19 protein-coding genes are annotated in these 18,838 nt (G+C 69.7%); 11 read left to right on the forward strand and 8 right to left on the reverse strand.

Annotation, left to right across the window (positions count from 1 at the left end; genetic code table 11):
- The first annotated feature begins 12 nt into the window (after window positions 1-12).
- The 5 genes from AC069H_RS39170 to AC069H_RS39190 all read left to right on the forward strand — a co-directional run bounded on the left by AC069H_RS39170 (window position 13) and on the right by AC069H_RS39190 (window position 5,409).
- Window positions 13-1,053, forward strand: coding sequence for a LacI family DNA-binding transcriptional regulator (locus AC069H_RS39170; protein ID WP_478235681.1), 1,041 nt, complete (start codon window positions 13-15; stop codon window positions 1,051-1,053).
- A gap of 78 nt (window positions 1,054-1,131) precedes the next feature.
- Window positions 1,132-2,283, forward strand: coding sequence for a dihydrodipicolinate synthase family protein (locus AC069H_RS39175; RefSeq protein ID WP_478235682.1), 1,152 nt, complete (start codon window positions 1,132-1,134; stop codon window positions 2,281-2,283).
- On the forward strand, window positions 2,283-3,089 hold the full coding sequence (locus AC069H_RS39180; RefSeq protein WP_478235683.1) for a sugar phosphate isomerase/epimerase family protein: 807 nt from the start codon (window positions 2,283-2,285) through the stop codon (window positions 3,087-3,089). The genes AC069H_RS39175 and AC069H_RS39180 overlap by 1 nt, the downstream gene beginning before the upstream one ends.
- A 69-nt stretch (window positions 3,090-3,158) precedes the next feature.
- Window positions 3,159-4,631: an apolipoprotein N-acyltransferase gene (locus AC069H_RS39185; RefSeq protein WP_478235684.1), complete on the forward strand. Its 1,473-nt coding sequence runs from the start codon at window positions 3,159-3,161 to the stop codon at window positions 4,629-4,631.
- A 76-nt stretch (window positions 4,632-4,707) separates the two neighbouring features.
- Entirely contained in the window at window positions 4,708-5,409 is a 702-nt protein-coding gene (locus AC069H_RS39190; protein WP_478226457.1) for a response regulator transcription factor, read from the forward strand.
- Window positions 5,410-5,570: 161 nt separating this feature from the next.
- Here the strand turns inward: AC069H_RS39190 and AC069H_RS39195 are convergent, their stop codons facing one another.
- From AC069H_RS39195 to AC069H_RS39205, 3 genes are read right to left on the reverse strand one after another with little or no spacing between them, the layout of a single operon-like run.
- Window positions 5,571-6,686 (reverse strand): ABC transporter permease, encoded by a 1,116-nt coding sequence (locus tag AC069H_RS39195; protein ID WP_478226458.1) that lies wholly within the window; start codon window positions 6,684-6,686, stop codon window positions 5,571-5,573.
- A complete protein-coding gene (locus AC069H_RS39200; RefSeq protein ID WP_340686502.1) occupies window positions 6,683-7,342 on the reverse strand; it encodes an ATP-binding cassette domain-containing protein in 660 nt (219 codons plus the stop codon). Before AC069H_RS39200 ends, AC069H_RS39195 begins: the two co-directional genes overlap by 4 nt.
- Complete coding sequence (locus AC069H_RS39205; protein ID WP_478235685.1) at window positions 7,339-7,851, reverse strand: P-loop NTPase family protein; 513 nt, start codon at window positions 7,849-7,851, stop codon at window positions 7,339-7,341. The genes AC069H_RS39200 and AC069H_RS39205 overlap by 4 nt, the downstream gene beginning before the upstream one ends.
- A gap of 77 nt (window positions 7,852-7,928) precedes the next feature.
- Between AC069H_RS39205 and AC069H_RS39210 the strand changes: the two genes are divergently transcribed.
- Together AC069H_RS39210 and AC069H_RS39215 are read left to right on the forward strand one after the other, a co-directional pair.
- The gene (locus tag AC069H_RS39210) at window positions 7,929-9,293 is read left to right on the forward strand and encodes a sensor histidine kinase (protein WP_478226461.1); all 1,365 of its coding nucleotides are present in this window, start codon (window positions 7,929-7,931) and stop codon (window positions 9,291-9,293) included.
- A gap of 220 nt (window positions 9,294-9,513) precedes the next feature.
- Window positions 9,514-10,134, forward strand: a complete 621-nt coding sequence (locus tag AC069H_RS39215) for a TetR/AcrR family transcriptional regulator (RefSeq protein WP_478235686.1) — start codon at window positions 9,514-9,516, stop codon at window positions 10,132-10,134.
- A gap of 391 nt (window positions 10,135-10,525) precedes the next feature.
- Here AC069H_RS39215 and AC069H_RS39220 read toward each other — a convergent pair whose 3' ends face one another.
- Window positions 10,526-11,263, reverse strand: coding sequence for a TetR/AcrR family transcriptional regulator (locus AC069H_RS39220; protein ID WP_478235687.1), 738 nt, complete (start codon window positions 11,261-11,263; stop codon window positions 10,526-10,528).
- A 61-nt stretch (window positions 11,264-11,324) separates the two neighbouring features.
- On the opposite strand from AC069H_RS39220, the gene AC069H_RS39225 reads away from it, so the two are divergent.
- Complete coding sequence (locus AC069H_RS39225; protein ID WP_478235688.1) at window positions 11,325-12,194, forward strand: alpha/beta fold hydrolase; 870 nt, start codon at window positions 11,325-11,327, stop codon at window positions 12,192-12,194.
- A 90-nt stretch (window positions 12,195-12,284) separates the two neighbouring features.
- Window positions 12,285-12,764, forward strand: coding sequence for a hypothetical protein (locus AC069H_RS39230; RefSeq protein ID WP_478235689.1), 480 nt, complete (start codon window positions 12,285-12,287; stop codon window positions 12,762-12,764).
- Here the strand turns inward: AC069H_RS39230 and AC069H_RS39235 are convergent.
- Complete coding sequence (locus AC069H_RS39235; RefSeq protein ID WP_478235690.1) at window positions 12,713-14,203, reverse strand: carotenoid oxygenase family protein; 1,491 nt, start codon at window positions 14,201-14,203, stop codon at window positions 12,713-12,715. The two genes, AC069H_RS39230 and AC069H_RS39235, sit on opposite strands and share 52 nt — an antisense overlap.
- A 97-nt stretch (window positions 14,204-14,300) precedes the next feature.
- Here AC069H_RS39235 and AC069H_RS39240 point away from each other — a divergent pair, with 97 nt between their 5' ends.
- Window positions 14,301-15,266 (forward strand): winged helix-turn-helix transcriptional regulator, encoded by a 966-nt coding sequence (locus AC069H_RS39240; RefSeq protein ID WP_478235691.1) that lies wholly within the window; start codon window positions 14,301-14,303, stop codon window positions 15,264-15,266.
- 74 nt (window positions 15,267-15,340) lie between these two features.
- Window positions 15,341-15,529 carry a DUF5302 domain-containing protein gene (locus AC069H_RS39245; protein ID WP_005162443.1) on the forward strand — a complete coding sequence of 63 codons (189 nt, stop codon included), beginning with the start codon at window positions 15,341-15,343 and terminating at the stop codon, window positions 15,527-15,529.
- A gap of 81 nt (window positions 15,530-15,610) precedes the next feature.
- Here the strand turns inward: AC069H_RS39245 and AC069H_RS39250 are convergent, their stop codons facing one another.
- The 3 genes from AC069H_RS39250 to AC069H_RS39260 all read right to left on the reverse strand — a co-directional run bounded on the left by AC069H_RS39250 (window position 15,611) and on the right by AC069H_RS39260 (window position 18,813).
- Window positions 15,611-16,681 carry a Glu/Leu/Phe/Val family dehydrogenase gene (locus AC069H_RS39250; RefSeq protein ID WP_478235692.1) on the reverse strand — a complete coding sequence of 357 codons (1,071 nt, stop codon included), beginning with the start codon at window positions 16,679-16,681 and terminating at the stop codon, window positions 15,611-15,613.
- A 159-nt stretch (window positions 16,682-16,840) separates the two neighbouring features.
- Complete coding sequence (locus AC069H_RS39255; RefSeq protein ID WP_478226469.1) at window positions 16,841-18,034, reverse strand: kynureninase; 1,194 nt, start codon at window positions 18,032-18,034, stop codon at window positions 16,841-16,843.
- Window positions 18,031-18,813: a tryptophan 2,3-dioxygenase gene (locus AC069H_RS39260; RefSeq protein ID WP_478226470.1), complete on the reverse strand. Its 783-nt coding sequence runs from the start codon at window positions 18,811-18,813 to the stop codon at window positions 18,031-18,033. The genes AC069H_RS39255 and AC069H_RS39260 overlap by 4 nt, the downstream gene beginning before the upstream one ends.
- Window positions 18,814-18,838: the final 25 nt, after the last annotated feature.

Here is an 18,838-nt window from a genome sequence, read left to right on the forward strand (position 1 = left end):
CTTGGAGGATCGATGAAGGCCCGCCCCCACGTGACGCTGGAAGATGTGGCGCGCACCGCGGACGTGTCGCTCGCGACCGCGTCCCGCGTACTCAACGGCACCGCCACCGTCCGGGGAGATCTCCGCGAACGAGTGATCGCCGCGGCGGCCGACCTGTCCTATACCCCCAATGCTCACGCTCAGGCATTGGCCGGTGGCTCACAGCCCACCGTCGGGGTGATCTGCCACGACGTCGGCGATCCGTATTTCGCCGCGATCGCCGGCGGGGTCATGCGCGTGGCGAGTGAAAACGATCTTCTGGTGATGCTCGCGAGCACGTTCCGCGATCCGGCCAAGGAGGTCGCCTACGTTTCGACGCTGCGCGCCCAGCGCGCGTCGGCCATTCTGCTGATCGGTTCCGCGTTCGAGGACAAGGCGTGGGAAAAGGCGATGGCCGCCGAACTCGAGCCGTACCGGCGCGGCGGCGGGCACGTCGCCGCGGTAAGCAGGCATCGCGGGCTCAAGGTGGACACCGTCCAGCCCGACAACCGCGGTGGGGGCGCCGAACTGGCGAAGGCCATGCTGGACCTGGGGCACCGGCGATTCGCCGTGCTCGCCGGGCCGAAGGGCCTGACGACCGTCGTGGACCGTCTCGACGGTTTCGCGGCGGAACTGCTGGAGCACGGTGTCGAGCTGGCCGAGGACGACGTCTTCGAGGCGGCGTTCACCCGCGACGGCGGCTACGAGGCGATGGAGAAGGTCCTCTCCCGGCCGCGGAAGCAGTGGCCGACGTGTGTGTTCGCGGTGACCGACGTGATGGCCATCGGCGCGATGTCGGCGCTGCGCGACGCCGGCGTCTCCGTACCCGGCGAGATGTCGATCGCCGGTTTCGACGACATCCCGGTAGTGCGCGATCTCACGCCCGCGCTGAGCACGGTCGCGCTACCGCTGGAGAAGCTGGGCGAACGGGCCATGGACCTGGCACTCAAGGCCTCCCCCGGCACCCGGCCGCGGATGGTGCGGATGTCCGGCGAGGTCGTCCTGCGCCGCAGCACCGCCGCCCCCGCTCGCTGAAACCCTTGTGTGCGGCCCACGAGGTGACTTACCGTGGCCCGAGAAAGCGCTTTCTCACCCCCGCGCCACGGAGACCCGATGACCTTGATCGCCCTGCCCACCGCCGACGGCGGACTGGCGGAGTGGACGCCCCGAGGGGCGGAAACGCCCGCGAAACCGGCGACGCCGCCGAACTCCCGGATCGCTTACGCGGCCGCGCACGTGGTCGCCGACCCGCTCGCCCTCGCCGATCCCGAAGAAGGCGCGGCGCTGGACTGGGACACCACGCTCGCCTTCCGCGAGCACTTGTGGTCCTGCGGTCTCGGTGTCGCCGAAGCGATGGACACCGCGCAGCGCGGGATGGGCCTGGACTGGGCCACCACCAAGGACCTCATCCGGCGCACCGGGGCACTCGCCGCCGGACGGCCGTGGGTGGCGGGCGTCGGCACCGACCAGCTTCCCGACGGCGAAGCGACCGCGGGGTCCATTGTGGACGCCTGGCGCGAGCAGCTGGACCTGGTCGGCGAGGCGGGCGCGATCCCGGTCGTGATGGCCAGCCGGGCGCTCGCCGCGTCGGCCTCCGGGCCCGCGGACTACCATGCCGCGTACGGGAAACTGCTCTCCGGCGCGGACCGCCCGGTCCTGCTGCACTGGCTGGGCGAGCAGTTCGACCCGGCGCTGGCGGGCTACTGGGGCCACGGCGACGTCCGCGCGGCCGCGAAGGAACTGGGCAGGCTCTGCGCCGGGCACCCCGGCGTGATCGCCGGGGTCAAGGTGTCGGTGCTCGACGCCTCGATCGAGACCGAATTCCGCCGCGCGCTGCCCGACGGCGTCAAGTGCTACACCGGCGACGACTTCAACTACCCGGAGCTCATCGCCGGGGACGACCAGGGGCACAGCGAGGCGCTCCTGGGCATCTTCGACGCTGTCGCGCAGGTCGCCGGCGCCGCGCTCGCCCGGCTCGACGAAGGCGACAAAGACGGCTTCCACGGCCTGCTGGATCCGACGGTGGCGCTGAGCCGGGCCATCTTCCGGGCGCCCACCAGGAACTACAAGACCGGTGTCGTCTTCCTCGCCTATCTCAACGGGCACCAGGACCACTTCCGCATGGTCGCCGGCCGCGAGTCGGCCCGCTCCATCACGCATCTGGCCGAGCTGCTGCGCCTGGCGGACGCCGCGGGGGTGCTCACCGACCCGGATCTCGCCGTCGCGCGGATGCGGCCGCTGCTGGCCGCGGCGGGGGTGCTCTGATGGACCGGTTGAGCCTGAACCAGATCACCACCAAGGCCTGGTCGCTGCCGGAAGCCGTGGCGGGCTGCGCCGAAGCGGGCGTCCGCTGGATCGGCCTGTGGCGGGACAAGGTCGCCGAGACCGGTGTCGAGGAGACCGCCCGGCTGCTCAAGGAGTACGACGTCGGCGTGTCGTCGTTGTGCCGCGGTGGTTTCTTCACCGGGATCACCCCGGAAGGGTCCCCTGTGGACGGTGTCGCGCAGACCAGGGAGGCGATCGACGAAGCCGCCGCACTGGGCGCGGACGTCCTCGTCCTGGTCGTCGGCGGGGTGAACGGCGACCTGGCGTCGTCGAGGCAGCGGGTCGCGGACGCGGTCGGCGAGCTGGCGCCATACGCCGGTGAGCGCGGGGTCCGCCTCGGCCTGGAACCGCTGCACCCCATGCAGTGCGCCGAACGCTCGGTCCTGTCCACAGTGGACCAGGCACTGGCGGTCGCGCGGGAACATCCGGCCGACCAGGTCGGCGTGATCGTCGACGAGTTCCACGTGTGGTGGGACCCGCGGATCGAGGAGTCGATCGCCGCGGCGGCGGGCCGGATCGCCGGATTCCACGTCTGCGACCAGAAGGTGCCCCTGACCGACACCCTGCTCGGCAGGGCGCTGCCCGGTGACGGCCCGATCGACCATCGGCATCTGAAGGCGTGTGTCGAGGCCGCCGGGTACACCGGGCCGATCGAGGTCGAGGTGTTCGACGCCGACCTTTGGCGCCGCCCCGGTGGCGAGGTGCTCGCGGAGACCGTCCAGGCCTACCGGGACCACGTCTCCTGACGAAAGTAAGGGTCCCTCGCTGCCCTTGGTCCGCTGTCCGGGCGGCCGTGGTTTCCTAGCGTTCGCGGTATGAAACCACGGCTGCTCTGGTGGCTGGGCACAGCGCTGCTCCTGCTCGCCGTCCACACCGACTGGAACGTCCCGCTCGCGGCATGGGTGTTCCCGGTCTTCCTTCTCCACTACGCCCGTCTGGTCCCGCTCCGGCGCGCGATCCTGATGGTCGGCCTGTCCCTGCTGATCGGGCAACTGTTCTGGCTCGGGGTCACCGGCCTGCTGTTCGTGCTCTCCGCGCTGCTCGCCTTCACCGTGCTCGCGGTACTTCAGACGACGGCGTTCCTGGCCGATCGGCTGCTCGCCGACCGTGCCGGGCCGGTGAGGACACTGGTTTTCCCGGTGACACTCGTCGCGGGCGAGTACCTCTTCACGGTGATCACCGGCTTCGGGGACTTCGGCGCGCTCGGCAGCACCCAGGCCACGAACCTGCCCCTGCTCCAGACGGCGTCAGTGACCGGCGTGTACGGACTCACCTTCGTCCTCGCGTGGTTCGCCTCGGTGGCGAACACCGTCTGGTCGGAGGGATGGCAGCCGGTCAAGCGCACGGTCCTCGTCCACGTGTGCCTGCTCAGCGTGGTGTTCGCCGCCGGTGGCGCGCGGTTGCTGTTCGACGCTCCCACGACGGAGACCGTGCGGATCGCGGGGATCAGCCCGTCGTCCGAGGCGGACCGGTCGAGTTCCGACGCGCTGGAGCGCATCGGCGTGAAGTATTGGCGTGCCGAGGAAGTCGCCGCCGCCGACCCGGTCGCGGTAGGTACGGCGTTCGCGCCGGTCACCGACGATCTCGTGACGAGGACTGGGCAGCAGGCGTCGGCGGGGGCGAAGATCGTGCTCTGGCCGGAAACTCATGCTCGCGTCCTGGAACGGGATCAGGCGGCGCTGCTGAAGCGGGTCGGCGACCAAGCGAAACAAGCCGGTATCCACGTCGGGCTCGCGTACGCGCTCTACACGTCGCAGGCTCCCTACATCCGCAACGTGGCCGTGCTCGTCGGGCCGTCCGGCGAGGTGCTGTGGACCTACGACAAGACGCATCCGACGCCGATGGAGCCGATGACCCCTGGCCCGGGGAACGTCCCGACCTCGGATTCGCCGTACGGACGGCTCGCGGCGGTGATCTGTTACGACGCCGACTTTCCCGGCCTGATGCGCCAAGCCGCGGACAAGGGGACCTCGCTGATGCTCGTCCCCGCCAACGACTGGCCGGGTTTCGGCTCGTTGCACGCTGAGAAGGCGGGCTTCCGCGCGGTGGAAAACGGTTACTCCCTCTTCCGGCACTCCACCCACGGGAATTCCACAGCTGTGGACAGCCAGGGCCGGGTACTCGGGCACGCCGACTACTACCGCACGGATCAGCAGACGCTCGTCGCCGATCTGCCGGTGCAGCCGAGAACACAGACCGTGTACAGCCGTGTCGGTGACGTGTTCGCCTGGCTGTGCCTCGTCGCGGCCGCGCTCTGTCCTTTATGGACATATCGAAGGAACCGTTAGCGCCCCGTTACGGAATGCGTGGTGTTCCTAACGTCATACCCGAAAAGAACAGTGTTCAACGGTTAAGCTCCCCCGCATGCCGAAACTGCTGGTGGTGGAAGACGACGACGCGATCGGCGGTGTCCTCGAATCGACTCTCCGCCTGCACGGCTACGAGGTTTCCTGGCAGCGGGACGGCCGCACCGCGCTCGCGGCCGCGGCGGACGGCGGCATCGACTTCGTCCTGCTCGATCTCGGCCTGCCGGATCTGGACGGGGTCGAGGTCTGCCGTCGGCTGAGGGCGGAGCTTCCCGGCGCCGTCCTGGTCATCCTGACCGCGCGGCAGGAGGAGATGGACGTCGTCGTCGGCCTGGAGGCCGGCGCCGACGACTACCTCACCAAACCCATCCGGCTCGGCGAGCTGCTCGCCAGGGTCCGGGCCCATCTGCGGCGCGGGACGGCTCCGCCGGAGAGCAGGCCCGCGATCGCCATCGGCCATCTGCGGGTGGACACCGCCGGACGGCGGGTCAGCGTCGGCGGACGGGAGATCTCGTTGCGGGCCAAGGAGTTCGACCTGCTCGCCCGGTTGGCCGAGCAGCCGGGCGTCGCGGTCAGCCGGGACACGCTGATGTCGGAGGTGTGGGACGCGCACTGGTACGGCTCGACGAAGACCCTCGACGTCCACATCGCCGCGCTGCGCCGGAAGCTGACCGAGTCGGCGCCCACCCCCGAGCAGGCGCCGAGGATTTCGACGCTGCGCGGCCACGGCTACCGTCTCGAACAGCCCTTCGAGGGCTAGGGATCCGAGCGCGAACACCGCACTCGCGTGCTCAAGCCCGGATCTCGCGTGCTTGAACCCGGATCTCGCGTGTTTGGAGACCGCACTCATGAGTGCGGTCTCCAAACACGCGAGTGCGGTCTTCAAACACGTGTGTGCGGAGTTGGAGCACGCGAGTGCGGCTAGTAGTCGCGCAGGTCGGAGACCTCGTCCCGGGCGGCCAGCTGCGCGATCCGCGCCGACGCCGCCACACACGACACGATCACCACCACCGCCAGCAACCCGAAGTACCCGTGCGGCGAAGGTGATCTCTCCACCTGCGCGAGGAACACGAACAGCACGCCCAGCAGGTGCCCGGCGATCAGGCCACCGCCGCCGACCACCAGCGCGTCGCCCGCGATGAACGCCGCCACCTGGCGGCGTTTCCCGCCGAGCGTGCTCACGATCAGCAGATCGCGGCGACGTTCGTTGAGCGCCGCCCCGAACGAGGGGCCCGCCGCGGCGGCCGCGAGGATCAGGGACGCGATCAGATCCACCTCGGCCTCGCCGCAGCCGTCCTTGGTGAGGGCGGTCGAGATGGCGAACGCCACCGCCAGCGCGACCAGCACCACCGATCGCGCCAGGAGCGCGCTCCGCCACGAAATGGACAGCGCGATCACGCCCGCGAGCCCCGAAACGAGCGGCCGGAGTATCCCGCCGATCGCCCGCTTCCCCTTGCGCAGACCCAGCTCCACCAACCGCCACAACAGCATCGTGCCGCCCGCCCAGCCGAACAGCGGCCAGACGAAGGCGAGCGCGAGCAGGATGAGGTCGATGCCGTAGGGCGACCACCAGGGCGGCCCGCCGTCGGCCGGGACGAAGTACCACTCGCGCAGCACCGGGGGCAGGATGGCGAGTGCCGCGACGAGCAGCCCGGCGACCAGCAAGAGAACGATTTCCCGGACGACCGCTATGCCGGTGCCGGCCGAGAAGCCACAGGCCAGGGACAGGGTCACCCCGGTCACGCCGCCGGCGAGCCCCGCCGCCGCGGCTTCGGCGGCGGCCAGTCCGAATACCTGCCCGCCGGTGGCGCCGCGGGCGCGCAGCAGGTCCTGATCCGCCCGCAGCACCCGCGCCGAGGGGGTGGCCAGCAGTACCACGAGCACCATCGCGGGTATCCAGCGCGGTGCCGGGGTCCAGGCCCAGTCGTGCACCGCGAGCAGTGTGGTCACGATCGCGACCCCGGCCGCGGGGACACCGAGCCTGGCGGGGCGCACGCGCGCGATCCCGCCGACCCACAACGCCATCGCCGCGATCACCGGTCCCGCACCAGCTTCCCGTCGACCATCCCCCAGCGCTCGCCGAACAGCCCGGCCGGGGCCTCTTCGGCGGTGGCCACCAGCAGTCCGGCGCCCAGCTGGTCCGCGGCCCCCAGGAGCCTGCCGAGGAGCCGCTCCCCCTCGCGCTGGTCGAGCCAGCCCGCCGGGTCGTCGGCGAGGATCAGTTTCGGCGCGGGCGCGAGCGCCCTGGCCAGGACGGCCAGCCGGATCTGCTCACCGGTCAGGTCGCGGGGCGCCTTCTTGGCGAAGCCCGCCAGGCCCACCAGCTCCAGCGCGCCGTCGACGGCGTCGCGGACCGCGGTGCCGGTCCGGCCGGCGAGCACCAGCGGCAGGGCGACGTTGAGCCGGACGTCGAGATCGCGCAGCAGCCCGCCGTCCTGCAGCATCAGCCCGACCAGGTCTGGGCCCGGCGGCGACGGCTCGAAGGCGGGCCAGTCGACGGTGCCCGCCGTCGGTTTCTTCATCCCGGCGAGCAGATGCAGCAGCGTGGTCTTCCCGGCACCGGCCCTGCCGGTCACCACCGCGCGAGTCTCCGCGCAGATCTCGCAGGTGACGCCGTGCACGGCGACCACGGCGGTCAGCCCGGAACCATAGGTGTGCGCCAGCTCGTCGGTGCGGACCAGTGGTGCCGTCACGCCACTCTCACGATCCGGTGCGCGGCCGCCGCGATCTCGGGGTCGCGGGTCGCCACGACGACGGCCGTCCCGCGGGCCGCGACGGCGCACAGCAGATCCATCAGTTCGAGTGCGGCGAGCCCGTCGAGTTCACCGGCCGGCTCGTCGGCGAGGACCGTCTCAGGGGCTCCGGCCAGCACGACGGCGACTCCGGCACGCGCGCTTTCCAGCGCCGACAGCGTGCCAGGGTAGTCGTCACCGCGTCCGGCCAGGCCGACCAGGTCGAGCAGGTCGTCCGCAGCGCGGAGAGAGCGGCCGGCCAGCTGTCCCGCCAGCACGACGTTCCGTGCGACGGTGAGGTGATCGAAGAGGTTGCCGCGTCTGAGCAGCATGCCGACACCAGAAGTTCCGCCGGGGGCGTCACCGCTTCCGGCGGGCAGCACGGCCACACACTCGCCCGGGACGGCGAACCGGACGAGGGGGACGGATCCGGGCCCCGGGCCTGCCATGACGGCGGCACGTCGGCGCATGGCCCCAAGGTAAGGCGAACGGGGTCAACATCGCCTTGATCTCAGGTCAACGGACGGCAAAATATCGCGTCGGGTGGGTGATCCTCACGCTCGTCGGCCACACTCTGTCCGTGCGCCGCCGGATCGTCACTCTCACCGTGCTGGCCGCGGTGCTGGCGATCACCCTGTTCGGGGCACCGCTGGCCGTCGCGGTCGCCAGGTTCCACGAGGGCAACTCGACCCACGACCTCGAACGGGTCGCCGACACGGTCGTGCTCGACGTGACCGGCGATCTCGCCAACGGCCGGGTCCCGGAACTCCGGCCGGTCAAACCGGACAAGGACCGCATCCGCGGGATCAGGGTCGCGGTCTACACCCCGACCGGCAGGCTCCTGGCAGGCAACGGCCCGGCCAGCGAAGACCGATACGTCCGCGAAGCGCACTACACCGACATGGCGACCGGGACCCGCGAAGACGAGGTCGTCCTGGCCGTCCCGGTGCTCAGCGGACAGTCGCTGGTCGGCGTGGTCCGCGCCGCCCACCCCCGGTCCGAACTGGACGCCCAGATCCGGCTGACCTGGCTCAAGATGATCGTGCTCGCCGGGCTCGCGATCGGGGCCAGCTGGCTGATCGGGCGTCGGATCGCCACCCGGCTGGCGCGCCCGCTGGAGGAACTGGCCGCCACCGCCGAACGCCTCGGCGAGGGCGACTTCACCGTCCGCGCCCGCCGGACGGGGGTCCGCGAGATCGATCAGGTCGCCGAAGCGCTCGACGTCACGTCCGAGCGGATCGGCGAGACGCTGGAACGCGAGCGGACCTTCTCCTCCGACGCCTCCCACCAGCTGCGGACGCCGCTGACCGGCCTGCGTCTGCAGCTCGAGGCGGCCTTGGAGAGCCCCGATCGCGACCCCTACGCGACGATCCGCGACGGCATCGCCTCGGCCGACCGCCTGGAACGCACCATCGACGACCTGCTGGCGCTGGCCAAGCAGACCAGGGCCCCGCGAGCGCGGCTCGACCTGGGCAAACTCTTCGAAGAGGTCCGGCAGACCTGGCACGGCCTGCTCGCCGGACGTGGCAGGGCGCTGCGCATCAGCGGACGAGAGGCCCTCCCGGCGCGGGCGGCGGACGCGGCGGTGCGGCAGGTGCTCGCCGTGCTTCTGGACAACGCGGCGACCCACGGGCGCGGCACGGTCTCCGTCCTCGCGCGCGACGCCGGGGACGCGCTGGCCATCGACGTGAGCGACGAGGGCGCCATCCCGGACGGTCGCGATCCGTTCGCGACCGCCGACCGGACCGAGGAACACGAAGGCAACGGGATCGGGCTGCGGCTGGCGCGGAGCCTGGCCGAGGCGGAGGGCGGGCGGTTGCGGCTGACCAGCCCGTCGCCGACGACGTTCACGCTGCTTCTGCCCGCCGAACGTCCCTCACCGCAAGAAGAAGGCCCGGGCCTGGCGAGCTAGGGGGGGTTACTCGCCAGGCCGGGCCGGTAGGAGGCAAACGCGCCCCGACAGCGCGCACGGCATGCCACCTGAATGAAGACGGTAAAGACCAGCGGGCCAACAGACGGTACACGCCGGATTAACTGACACTTTGCTTTTGGATGTCACAGCGCCTTTCGGCGGCGAAAGGGATTCGGCCGCTGCCCGGCCCCGCTGAATCGATCGTGGGAAGATTGACCACATGACCACCGAGCCGGCGCCGAGATGGCGGAGACTGGAACCGGACGAACGCAAGGAGCAGATCTTCGCCTGCGCGGCCCGCCTTTTCTCCGACCGCCCGTACTCGGAAGTGTCCACTTCGGACATCGCGGCGGAGGCCGGGGTCGCCAGGGGTCTGCTCAACCACTACTTCGGTACCAAACGCGAGCTCTATCTGGAGATCATCCGGCGGGCACTGACCGTGCCGCGGCTCGCCGTCGAGATCCTGCCGGAAGGACCGCTCGAACTGCGGGCCGACGTCGCGATCGACTGGTTCCTGGACATGGTCACCAGCCAGGAGAAGATGTGGCTGGCCGCGATCGCGCCGGAGGGCATCGGCCGCGACCTCGAAGTCGAACGGATCCTGGAGGAGGCCGATCGCGAATCGGCGGACCGGGTGCTCGAAGCGGTCGGGCTCTCCCGCGAGAGCGAACACGGGCAGGAGCTGAACGCGCTGGTCCGCGCGTTCGGCGGGATGGTCAAGGCGGCGGGCCGCGAATGGCTCGTACGCGGTTCGCTCGATCGCACGCAGGTGCACACGTTGCTCAGCAAGTCACTGGTCACGCTGGTCGGCGAGGTCTTCCCAGAGATCCAGCGAGGCTGAGGCGCCGGCTGGGGTAATCGTGAGTGGCTATCCCCGCGACTGGAGCCGTGCGTACATGAAGGCCCCTCCAGCTACTTGAGGGAAGGGGTTCCTTCACGCGCCGACGCTGTGACTGCTGGGGCTGATGGTGTCGCTGGGGCCGCGGATGGCGATCGCACAGTCCGTGAAGGCCTCCTTGCCTACCCTGAGGGTAGGGAAGGAGGCCTTCACGGACCTGCAACCAACTCCCGCTACATGCTGCGGCAGGTACCTAAGACACCACTCCGACCGATACGCCATCGGTGCCATCGCTCAGGGAGAAGCCCCCGGCACCTCGAGGGGGAGGTGGGTGCCAGGGGCTTCGGGACCGGTGACGAGCACCGGTATTCCTCCACACTACGCCGATTCCCTGTCACGGCTCTGTCAAACTTCTGAGAGCGTTCAACTGGGTGAGCCTGAGTTCCAATCCGTCGAGACAGCGCCGCACGGCGTAGTCGTAAAGACGCTCGTAGTAACCGGCGGCGAGGTCAGGGTCCGCGACCAGCGCCGAAACCGACTCGCCCAGCGCCGCCATCCCCGGCAGGTCCTCGCGCGTGCGGTACGACGCGTAGCCCTCGCAGCGGTCGAGCTGGAGCGCCATCGCGCTCTCGCGGTCGTCCTCCATCGCGACGAACTGGCACGCGGTGGCGAGCAGCAGGTTGTACGCGAACGGCGACTCGGTGCCGAAGCCCGCCGCGAGGAGACGGCCGATGCCGGCGTTCATGGTCGGCACGGCGGCGGCGACCGACGGCCCGAACAGGGCCAGCCGCCGCGCCGAACCGGGATAGCGGCGCAGCACCCTCCGCACCGTCGGCAGGAACTCGTCGAACCATTCCCGCCACGGCAGAGTCTCGTCGGGCAGGGTCAGCTCGCCGACCACCCGGTCCAGCACCGCGACGACGACGGTGTCCCGGTCGCCCACGTGGTGGTAGACGACCGCGGGGTAGGCGTCGACGGCGGCCGCGAGCTGCCGCAGCGTCCAGTTCTCCAGGCCCGACTCGGCCGACAGCTCCAGCGCGGCGTCGACGATCCGGTCCCTGGTGACGGCCGGCCGTCCGGAAGCCGCGCGGGACCTGGGGCGCGAACCCGCGTCTTCGGGGAAAGTCGGCATGCGGGCTACCGTATCCGCATTCGTCTGGTCGTACGGCGGGGGCTTCCGGCAGGATCGTGCCATGCCCCGCGCGCGTGTGAACGGCCTCGAACTCGAGTACGACACCTTCGGCTCCCCCGCGGATCCGCCGCTGGTACTGGTGATGGGACTCGGGGCCCAGATGGTGACGTGGGAGGTCGGCTTCTGCGAGCTGCTCGCCGACGACGGGTTCCACGTCGTCCGGTTCGACAACCGCGACGTCGGCCTTTCGTCCTATCTGGACGATCTCCCCGCGCCGGATCTGGCCGCGCTCGCCGCGGGCGACCAGACCTCCGCGCCGTACCTGCTGTCGGATCTCGCCGCCGACGTCACCGGGCTGTTCGACGCGCTCGGGTTCGGCCGCGCGCACGTCGTCGGCGCGTCGATGGGCGGGATGATCGTGCAGCAGCTCGCGATCGACTCGCCGGAGCGACTGCTCAGCCTCACGTCGATCATGTCGACCACCGGGGATCCCTCGGTCGGGCATCCCGAGCCCGCCGCGCTCGCCGGGCTGACGCGGCCGCCGGCGGCCACCCGGGAGCGGGCGATCGAAGACGGTGTCGAGTGGTTCAAGCTCGTCGGTTCGCCCGGTCACCCGTCCGACGAGGAATTCCTGCGGATGAAGGCCACCCGGAACTACGACCGGGCGAATCACCCCGCGGGCGCGTTGCGGCAGGCCGCCGCCATCGTCGCTTCGGGTGACCGCACGGCGAAACTGCGCGAGGTCCGGGTCCCGACGCTGGTCGTCCACGGCGAGAGCGATCCGCTGATCAACGTCAGCGGCGGGAAGGCGACCGCGGAAGCGATCCCGGACACCGAACTGCTGCTGTTCCCCGGGATGGGGCACGAACTGCCGCGGCAGCTGTGGCCCGCGATCGCCGACGCGATCGTCGCGCACGCGCGCAAGGCCTGAGGGTCAGGATCCCGTCAAGAATCCCGGCGGAGACGTAGGGAAGCCGTTCACGCCCGCGACCCGTCCGGTGACGCGGTGTTCCCTGGACGGATGAGGAAAACCGAGTGTTTCGGCTTCCCGTTCGGATGTGTCGCCGTCGTCGCCGCGGCGTCGGCGGCCGGGCTCCTCGGTTCGCCGCGACATCACGTCTTTTCCTTGCTGGCTTTGAGTTTGGTCGTACTCGTCACCGGTATCGCGACGAGCGCGACCGCGACCGCCGGGACGGCGGTGATCGCTTGGGGTGTCCATTCGGGATTCACCGTCGGAACGCTGGGCGCGCTCCAGTTCACCGCCGAGACCGGCGTCGCCGCGGTCGTCTTCGCCGCCGCGACCGCGATCGGCTCACTCGCCGGAGTGGTACGGCGTCGCCTGGCGGCCACCATGCCCGAGTCGCCCCACCCCCTGGAAGGGGCGACTCGGACGCGGCTTTCCGGCCCTGCGCCTGCCCACACCCCTCCGGTGGGCGGGCACGAAGGGGATCATCGGGTACGGGAAGGTTCCAGCTGGTCCGCCCGGACCCAGGTCGCGTGAAAACCGAGCGGGACACGCTGGGGCAACAGGACCCTGGCCACGGGTCCGGCAGCGAGATCGGCGGCGTCGAAGACGTCCAGCTCCGAGCGCCCCTCACGCTCGTCCTGGACGAAGGTCACCAGATAGCCGTCGTCGGAATCGGCGGCCGCTCCGTCGCGAGGTGCGAACGGCGCCTCACTGCCCCACCGGCCAGGACCGAAACGGTGTTCCGTCTTGACGCCGGCACGATTGTCGTAGCACACCAGGCCGTCGAACTTGAGCGTCGAATCCGGCGAGATGTGCACCGCGTAGGAGAAGCGATTCCGTCCGCCGACCACCCTCGAGTCGACGGACGGAAATTCGGTGTTGTCGTCGTCGAGCTGGTTCTCCAGGCACTGCCCGGTCCGCAGGTTGAACCGGTAGCGGTGCAGCGAAGCGTCCAGCCGCAGGTACGACAGCATCTTGGCGAGCGGGGTGTGCGCGTCGGCTGCCGGGGCGGCCAATTGATCATGCGGCCGCTGCACGCGGCAGACGTCGAGGACGATTTCCTCGCCTTGCTCCCAGGAATTGACGACGTGGTAGATGTAGCAGGGGCTGGCTTCGAACCAGCGGATCTGGCTACCGTTACCGTAGCGAGGAAGCACCCCGAACCGGCTCGGCAGTGAACGGTCGAAGAGCAGCTTGTGCCGTCCGTTACGAGCCGCCTCCATGTCCTGGACCAGCGGCAAGTCCATCAGGATCGCGTAGTTCTCGGTGATCGCCATGTCATGCGGCAGGCGCGGGCCGGGGAGTTCGATCTCGGTCGTGCTCGCGACCTTGCCGTCCGCGCTGATCACGCCGTAACGCAGGTACGGCGGCCGCGGCCCGTAGTCGAACCAGAACACCTCGCCGGTGCGCTCGTCGACCTTCGGATGCGCCATCATGTCGCCGGCCAGTGTGCCGAGGAAGTCCTCCGCGCCCAGCGTCTCCAGCGACAGCGGGTCGACCGCGTACGGCGTGCCGCACAGGTACCAGGTGGAGAGCACCTTGCCGCGATGGAAGATCAGGTCGGTATTGGCGCTGTCCTTGACGTTCAGGCCGTGCGTGTTGCCGAACGGGTTGCCCTTGGGCGACTCCATGACGCCCTTCCAGAGCGCCCTGCCCGCCGCGGATTCGGCCTCGAAGGCCTTGGTGCGGATCCAGCGGTTGCGGTAGCGGGCCTTGCCGTTCTCCAGGTGGACGGCGTGGATCATGCCGTCGCCGTCGAACCAGTGGTAGCGCCCTTCCGGCTTGAACCGGGGGTTGGGCCCGTTGCGCAAGTACACGCCGTTCAGATCCGCGGGGATCTCGCCGATGACCTCGAGATCGCTCGCGTCGATCTCTTCCCCGACCGGGGCGTAGACGCCCATCAGATACGGGTTGACCTCGACTTCGCCGGCGGCGGCTGCCAGCAGCACCGGCTGTTCGGAGGTACTGGCCATGGCCGAGACACTACGATTGCTGTAGTCAGGTGTCAATAGGCTTCTACTGCTGTAGTCAGTAGTACGCTGACAGCGACACCCCCTCGGAAGGAACCACGTGACAGAGGCGACGGCGCAGCGCGTCCGGCCGGCGGGCGATCCACTGCGCCACGCGCTCGAACTGCTCGGGGACCAGTGGACCCTGCTGATCCTGCAGAGCCTCTTCCTGCGGTTCCGCCGCTACGAGGAACTCCGGCTGCGGCTCGGTATCTCCCCCACCGCGTTGTCCGGGCGGCTGCGCGCGATGGTCGAGGCGGGCGTGCTCGTCCGCACGCCGTACCGGGACGCGCGCCGCACGCGGCACGAGTACCGGCTCACCGAACGCGGCCTCGGCCTGTGGCCGCTGCTGATCTCGATCTGGGCCTGGGAACGGGAATGGGTCGAGGGACGGCGCGCCGTGCTGCCGACGCTGATCCACCTCGACTGCGAGCTGGCCACTTCGGCGCCGCTCGGCTGCGCCTCCTGCGAACGGCGGGTCGACGCCCGCGACGTCCGCGCGCGACGGCTCGACGACACCGGCGTCGTCGAAGCGACGGCGTCGAAACGCTTTCGCCGCAAGGACGCCGAATCCCTCGCGGGCGATCCGCTGATGTTCTTCCCCGACACCATGGAGCTCCTCGGAGACCGGTGGTCGACCGGGCTCGTGGTGAGCGCGCTGCTCGGGGCACGGCACTTCTCGGAGTTCGAACGCGAACTCGGCATCGGACCGAGCGTGCTTTCGGGACGGCTGTCGAAGCTCGTGGACGTCGGCGTACTCCGGACCGGGACCGCGAAGACCCGCACCGACGCGCACGACTACCGGCTGACGGCGAAAGGGCTCGCGTTCTTCCCCGCGCTGGCCTTCATCGCCGAGTGGTCGCGGGGTTTCGAGGTCCCGGGTCAGGAGCCGGACATCACGCTCGACCACGTGGACTGCGGTAACCGGCTGAAGCCGATCCTGCTGTGCGACCACTGCTGGCGGCCGCTGCTGCGCGATCGGGTCCGTTTCGGCGGCCCGGTCCAGCTGCCCACGCCGCCCAGGTGACGTAAATCGACTCGCCAAGCCGGTCGGTTCCTGACAGGGTGAGGACGTCACATGTCGTCACCTCGGAGGTAGCAATGACTGAACCGGCACCGTCCCCAGCGGATGGCGAAGAGGACGACACCAAGCGCAAGTTCCGCGAGGCCCTGGAGCGCAAGCAGGCCCAGGCCCGCTCGGGCTCGGCGCACGAGAACGGCGGCGGGAAGAACCTGCACGCGCACGGTCCGGCCGCGAACAAGCGCACCTTCCGTCGCAAGAGCGGCTGAGTTCTCGCACCCTGCCGATGCAATGAAGGGGCCTTTCATCGCAAATTTTGCGATGAAAGGCCCCTTCATTGCGCTTGAGAGCTACACCGTCAGGATCGACCGCAGTCCACCGACCTCGGCCATCCGGCGCTCGGCCAGCCGGTCGGCCGCCGTCGCCGGCGGCACACCGTCGGCCTTGGCCAACGCGAACACCGCCTTGGTGGTGTCGAAGATGGCCGTCGTCTTGCGCTTGGCGCGCGCGAAGTCGAAACCGTGCCGCTCGTCGTCGACCTGGATCACGCCACCCGCGTTGACCAGGTAGTCCGGCGCGAAGAGGATGCCGCGGTCGTCGAGCTGCTTGCCGACGCCCGGGTGTGCGAGCTGGTTGTTGGCCGCGCCGCAGACGATCTTGGACCGCAGCACGCCGACGGTCTCGTCGGTGAGCACCCCGCCCAGCGCGCACGGCGCGAAGACGTCGAGCTCGGTGCGGATCAGCGTGTCGATGTCGGCGACGACCTCGACGCCGGGGTACGCCGCGCGGGTGCGCTCGATCGCCGCGGGCGAGACGTCGGTGATGACCACCTGCGCGCCTGCCTCGATCAGGTGCCCGACGAGGATGTGCCCGACCTTGCCGACCCCGGCGACGCCGACCTTGCGGCCCGCGAGGTCCGGAACGCCCCAGACGGCGTCCGCGGAGGCACGCATTCCCTGGTAGGTACCGAAAGCGGTGAGCACCGAGGAGTCGCCGGCGCCGCCGTTCTCCGGCGAGCGGCCCGTGACGAACTCCGATTCGCGGGCGACGATGTCCATGTCCTGCACGTAGGTGCCCACGTCGCAGGCGGTGATGTAGCGGCCGCCCAGCGACTGGACGAACCGGCCGAAGGCGCGAAGCAGCGCTTCGGTCTTGTGCTTCTGGGGGTCGCCGATGATGACGGCTTTGCCGCCGCCGAGGTCGAGCCCGGCGAGCGCGTTCTTGTAGGCCATCCCCTTCGACAGCGCGAGGACGTCCGCGAGGGCGGCGTCTTCGGATTCGTAGGGGTAGAAGCGGGTCCCGCCCAGTGACGGCCCGAGCGCCGTCGAGTAGATCCCGATGATGGCCTTCAGGCCGGTGGCCTGGTCCTGGCAGAAGACGACCTGTTCATGGCCCGTTCCCTGGCCGAACACTTCGGTCACTGTGGTGACTCCTTGTCCTGGAGTGCACGCTGCTTGTGGCTCACGTGCGAAGTTCCTGCAACAAGGCACAGTCCCCGACGAAGGTCGTCCGGCGGCGACGGTGCCACATCGCAAACCTAGATCGCCCCGGTCCGTTCGCCAAGCCGGGGGCGAACTGTCTCAGCCGTCGACGACCTCTTTCAGGACGTGGAGCGCGGAGTCGAGCTGCCGGTCGGACAGATACGGTGCCGGCCCGAACCTCAGGTACGCGCCGCGGCTGTCGGTCCGGACGCCGCGTTCGCCGAGGGCGGCCCGCAGCGCGCCGGCGTCGGCGCATTTCAGCGAAAGGAATCCGCCGATCCGGTCCAGCGGCGTCTCCCGGTCACGGGTGATGACGTCCTCGGGCAGCCCCAGCTTGTCGAAGCCCTCGGCGAGGTAGCCCACCTGGTGCCGCGACACCTCCCGCAGGAACTCGGGTGTGAGCCCGTGCTCGGCGAAGAACCGGAAGACGCGGGCGCCCCGGTAGTGGCTCGTCGGGTCGTAGGTCGCTCCGGCGAACCTGTCCGATCCGGAGGCGTAGGCGGTCTGGCCGGGCCGGCGCTCGTCCGCGAGCGCGCCGAATTCGGCGTACCAGCCGGTGACGACCGGCCGCAGTTCCTGCGCGTGCGCGGGCATCCGCAGGAAGCAGTTGCCCTCGCCGAGCTGGAGGTACTTGTAGCCGCCGCCGAGGACCCAGGCGTTGGTGAGCCCGAGGTCGTGCAGCGAGAACGGGACGACGCCGAGCGCGTGGTAGGCGTCGACGACGAGGTTCACCGACTTCGAAAGGCAGACGTCGGCGAGATGCGCGAGACCCGGCACGAGGCGGGAGGTCTCGAACAGCACCGCCGAGACGAGCACGGCGGCGGTGTCTTCGGTGACCTCGGCCGCGACGCGTTCGGCCAGCGTGCCGACCGGCGCCGCCGGGACGCGGACCACCTCGACCCCTTCCTCGGCCAGCCTGCCCAGCTGACGGCGAAGCGTGTGGAACTCGCCGTCGGTGGTGACCAGCCGCGGACGGCGCGGCAGGTCCATCGCCGAGAGGAACCGGATCACCAGATCGTGGGTGCTGGCGCCGAGCGCGATGTCGCCGTGCGGGTCACCGAGCAGCGCCCGGAACCCGGCCCGCATCTCGTCCGCCTTGGCGAAGGCCCGCGCCCACTTGGTGTCGACCTCTTCGGCGGCGTCGGCGAAGGCTTCGAGAAGGCCTTCGCGCGCGACGTCCGGCCAGGCCTGGTGCGAGTGCCCGGTCAACAGCATCCGGTCCGCCACACCGAATTCCGTGTAGTGCGCCGCGAGCGCGTTGGGGTCGCGGCGGAGTTCGTCGAGGTTCGTCAAAGCCTGCTCCGCACAGCCCAGAGATCCGGGAACATCGGGGAGAAAAGCGTCGTACGCAGATAGTGCGCTCCCGACGAACCCCCCGTCCCGGTCTTGTCTCCAATGGTCCGCTCGACCATCTTCACGTGCCGATACCGCCACTCCTGCATCCCTTCGTCCAGATCGACCAGGTGCTCCGCCACGACGGACGGCCCGGTGTCGTCGCGGTAGACCCGCAACAGAATTTCTTGGAGCGCCGGAGAGGGTTCGAGTGGCTTGGTGACATCGCGCCCGGTCGGGACGTCGTACCCCTTCACCGCGAGGTAGGTGACGAAGGAGTCGAAGAGCGACGGCCGTGACATCGCGTCCGCGATCTGGGCACGCTGGTCACCTCCTTCGGGGTAGTGCGCGAACACCCGCTCGTCCCGGCGGCCGAGGACGGCCTCCAGAACGCGGAACTGGGCCGACTGGAACCCGCTCGAAGCGTCGAGTCGCGCACGGAAACTGGTGAACTGGCTCGGAGTCATCGTCTCGAGCACATCGATCTGCGCGACCACCACCTTGAAGATAGTCAGGATTCGCCTCAGTGTGCGGACGGCGTGAGCGGTGTTACCCCCTTCGAGTTGCTCCTGCAGGTAAAGCGCCTCGTGGAGAACTTGTTTGAACCAAAGTTCATACACTTGGTGGATCACGATGAAGAGCAATTCGTCGTGTTCGTCGGACCGCGGACGCTGTGCGTCCAGCAATTCGTCCAGCGAAAGGTAGGATGTGTAACTCAATGCGGCCTGAGTGTCGTTCATTTTTCTGTCACTCCATCGATATCGC

It is taken from the genome of Amycolatopsis sp. NPDC043887, assembly GCF_056435665.1.

Excerpts from the sequence above, each read along its gene's own strand:
- AC069H_RS39205 (WP_478235685.1), bottom strand. The coding sequence starts at position 7,851 with ATGCGCCGACGTGCCGCCGTCATGGCAGGCCCGGGGCCCGGATCCGTC.
- AC069H_RS39215 (WP_478235686.1), top strand. The coding sequence starts at position 9,514 with ATGACCACCGAGCCGGCGCCGAGATGGCGGAGACTGGAACCGGACGAA.
- AC069H_RS39180 (WP_478235683.1), top strand. The coding sequence starts at position 2,283 with ATGGACCGGTTGAGCCTGAACCAGATCACCACCAAGGCCTGGTCGCTG.
- AC069H_RS39260 (WP_478226470.1), bottom strand. The coding sequence starts at position 18,813 with ATGAACGACACTCAGGCCGCATTGAGTTACACATCCTACCTTTCGCTG.
- AC069H_RS39185 (WP_478235684.1), top strand. The coding sequence starts at position 3,159 with ATGAAACCACGGCTGCTCTGGTGGCTGGGCACAGCGCTGCTCCTGCTC.
- AC069H_RS39170 (WP_478235681.1), top strand. The coding sequence starts at position 13 with ATGAAGGCCCGCCCCCACGTGACGCTGGAAGATGTGGCGCGCACCGCG.
- AC069H_RS39235 (WP_478235690.1), bottom strand. The coding sequence starts at position 14,203 with ATGGCCAGTACCTCCGAACAGCCGGTGCTGCTGGCAGCCGCCGCCGGC.
- AC069H_RS39230 (WP_478235689.1), top strand. The coding sequence starts at position 12,285 with ATGAGGAAAACCGAGTGTTTCGGCTTCCCGTTCGGATGTGTCGCCGTC.
- AC069H_RS39190 (WP_478226457.1), top strand. The coding sequence starts at position 4,708 with ATGCCGAAACTGCTGGTGGTGGAAGACGACGACGCGATCGGCGGTGTC.
- AC069H_RS39245 (WP_005162443.1), top strand. The coding sequence starts at position 15,341 with ATGACTGAACCGGCACCGTCCCCAGCGGATGGCGAAGAGGACGACACC.
- AC069H_RS39175 (WP_478235682.1), top strand. The coding sequence starts at position 1,132 with ATGACCTTGATCGCCCTGCCCACCGCCGACGGCGGACTGGCGGAGTGG.
- AC069H_RS39225 (WP_478235688.1), top strand. The coding sequence starts at position 11,325 with ATGCCCCGCGCGCGTGTGAACGGCCTCGAACTCGAGTACGACACCTTC.
- AC069H_RS39220 (WP_478235687.1), bottom strand. The coding sequence starts at position 11,263 with ATGCCGACTTTCCCCGAAGACGCGGGTTCGCGCCCCAGGTCCCGCGCG.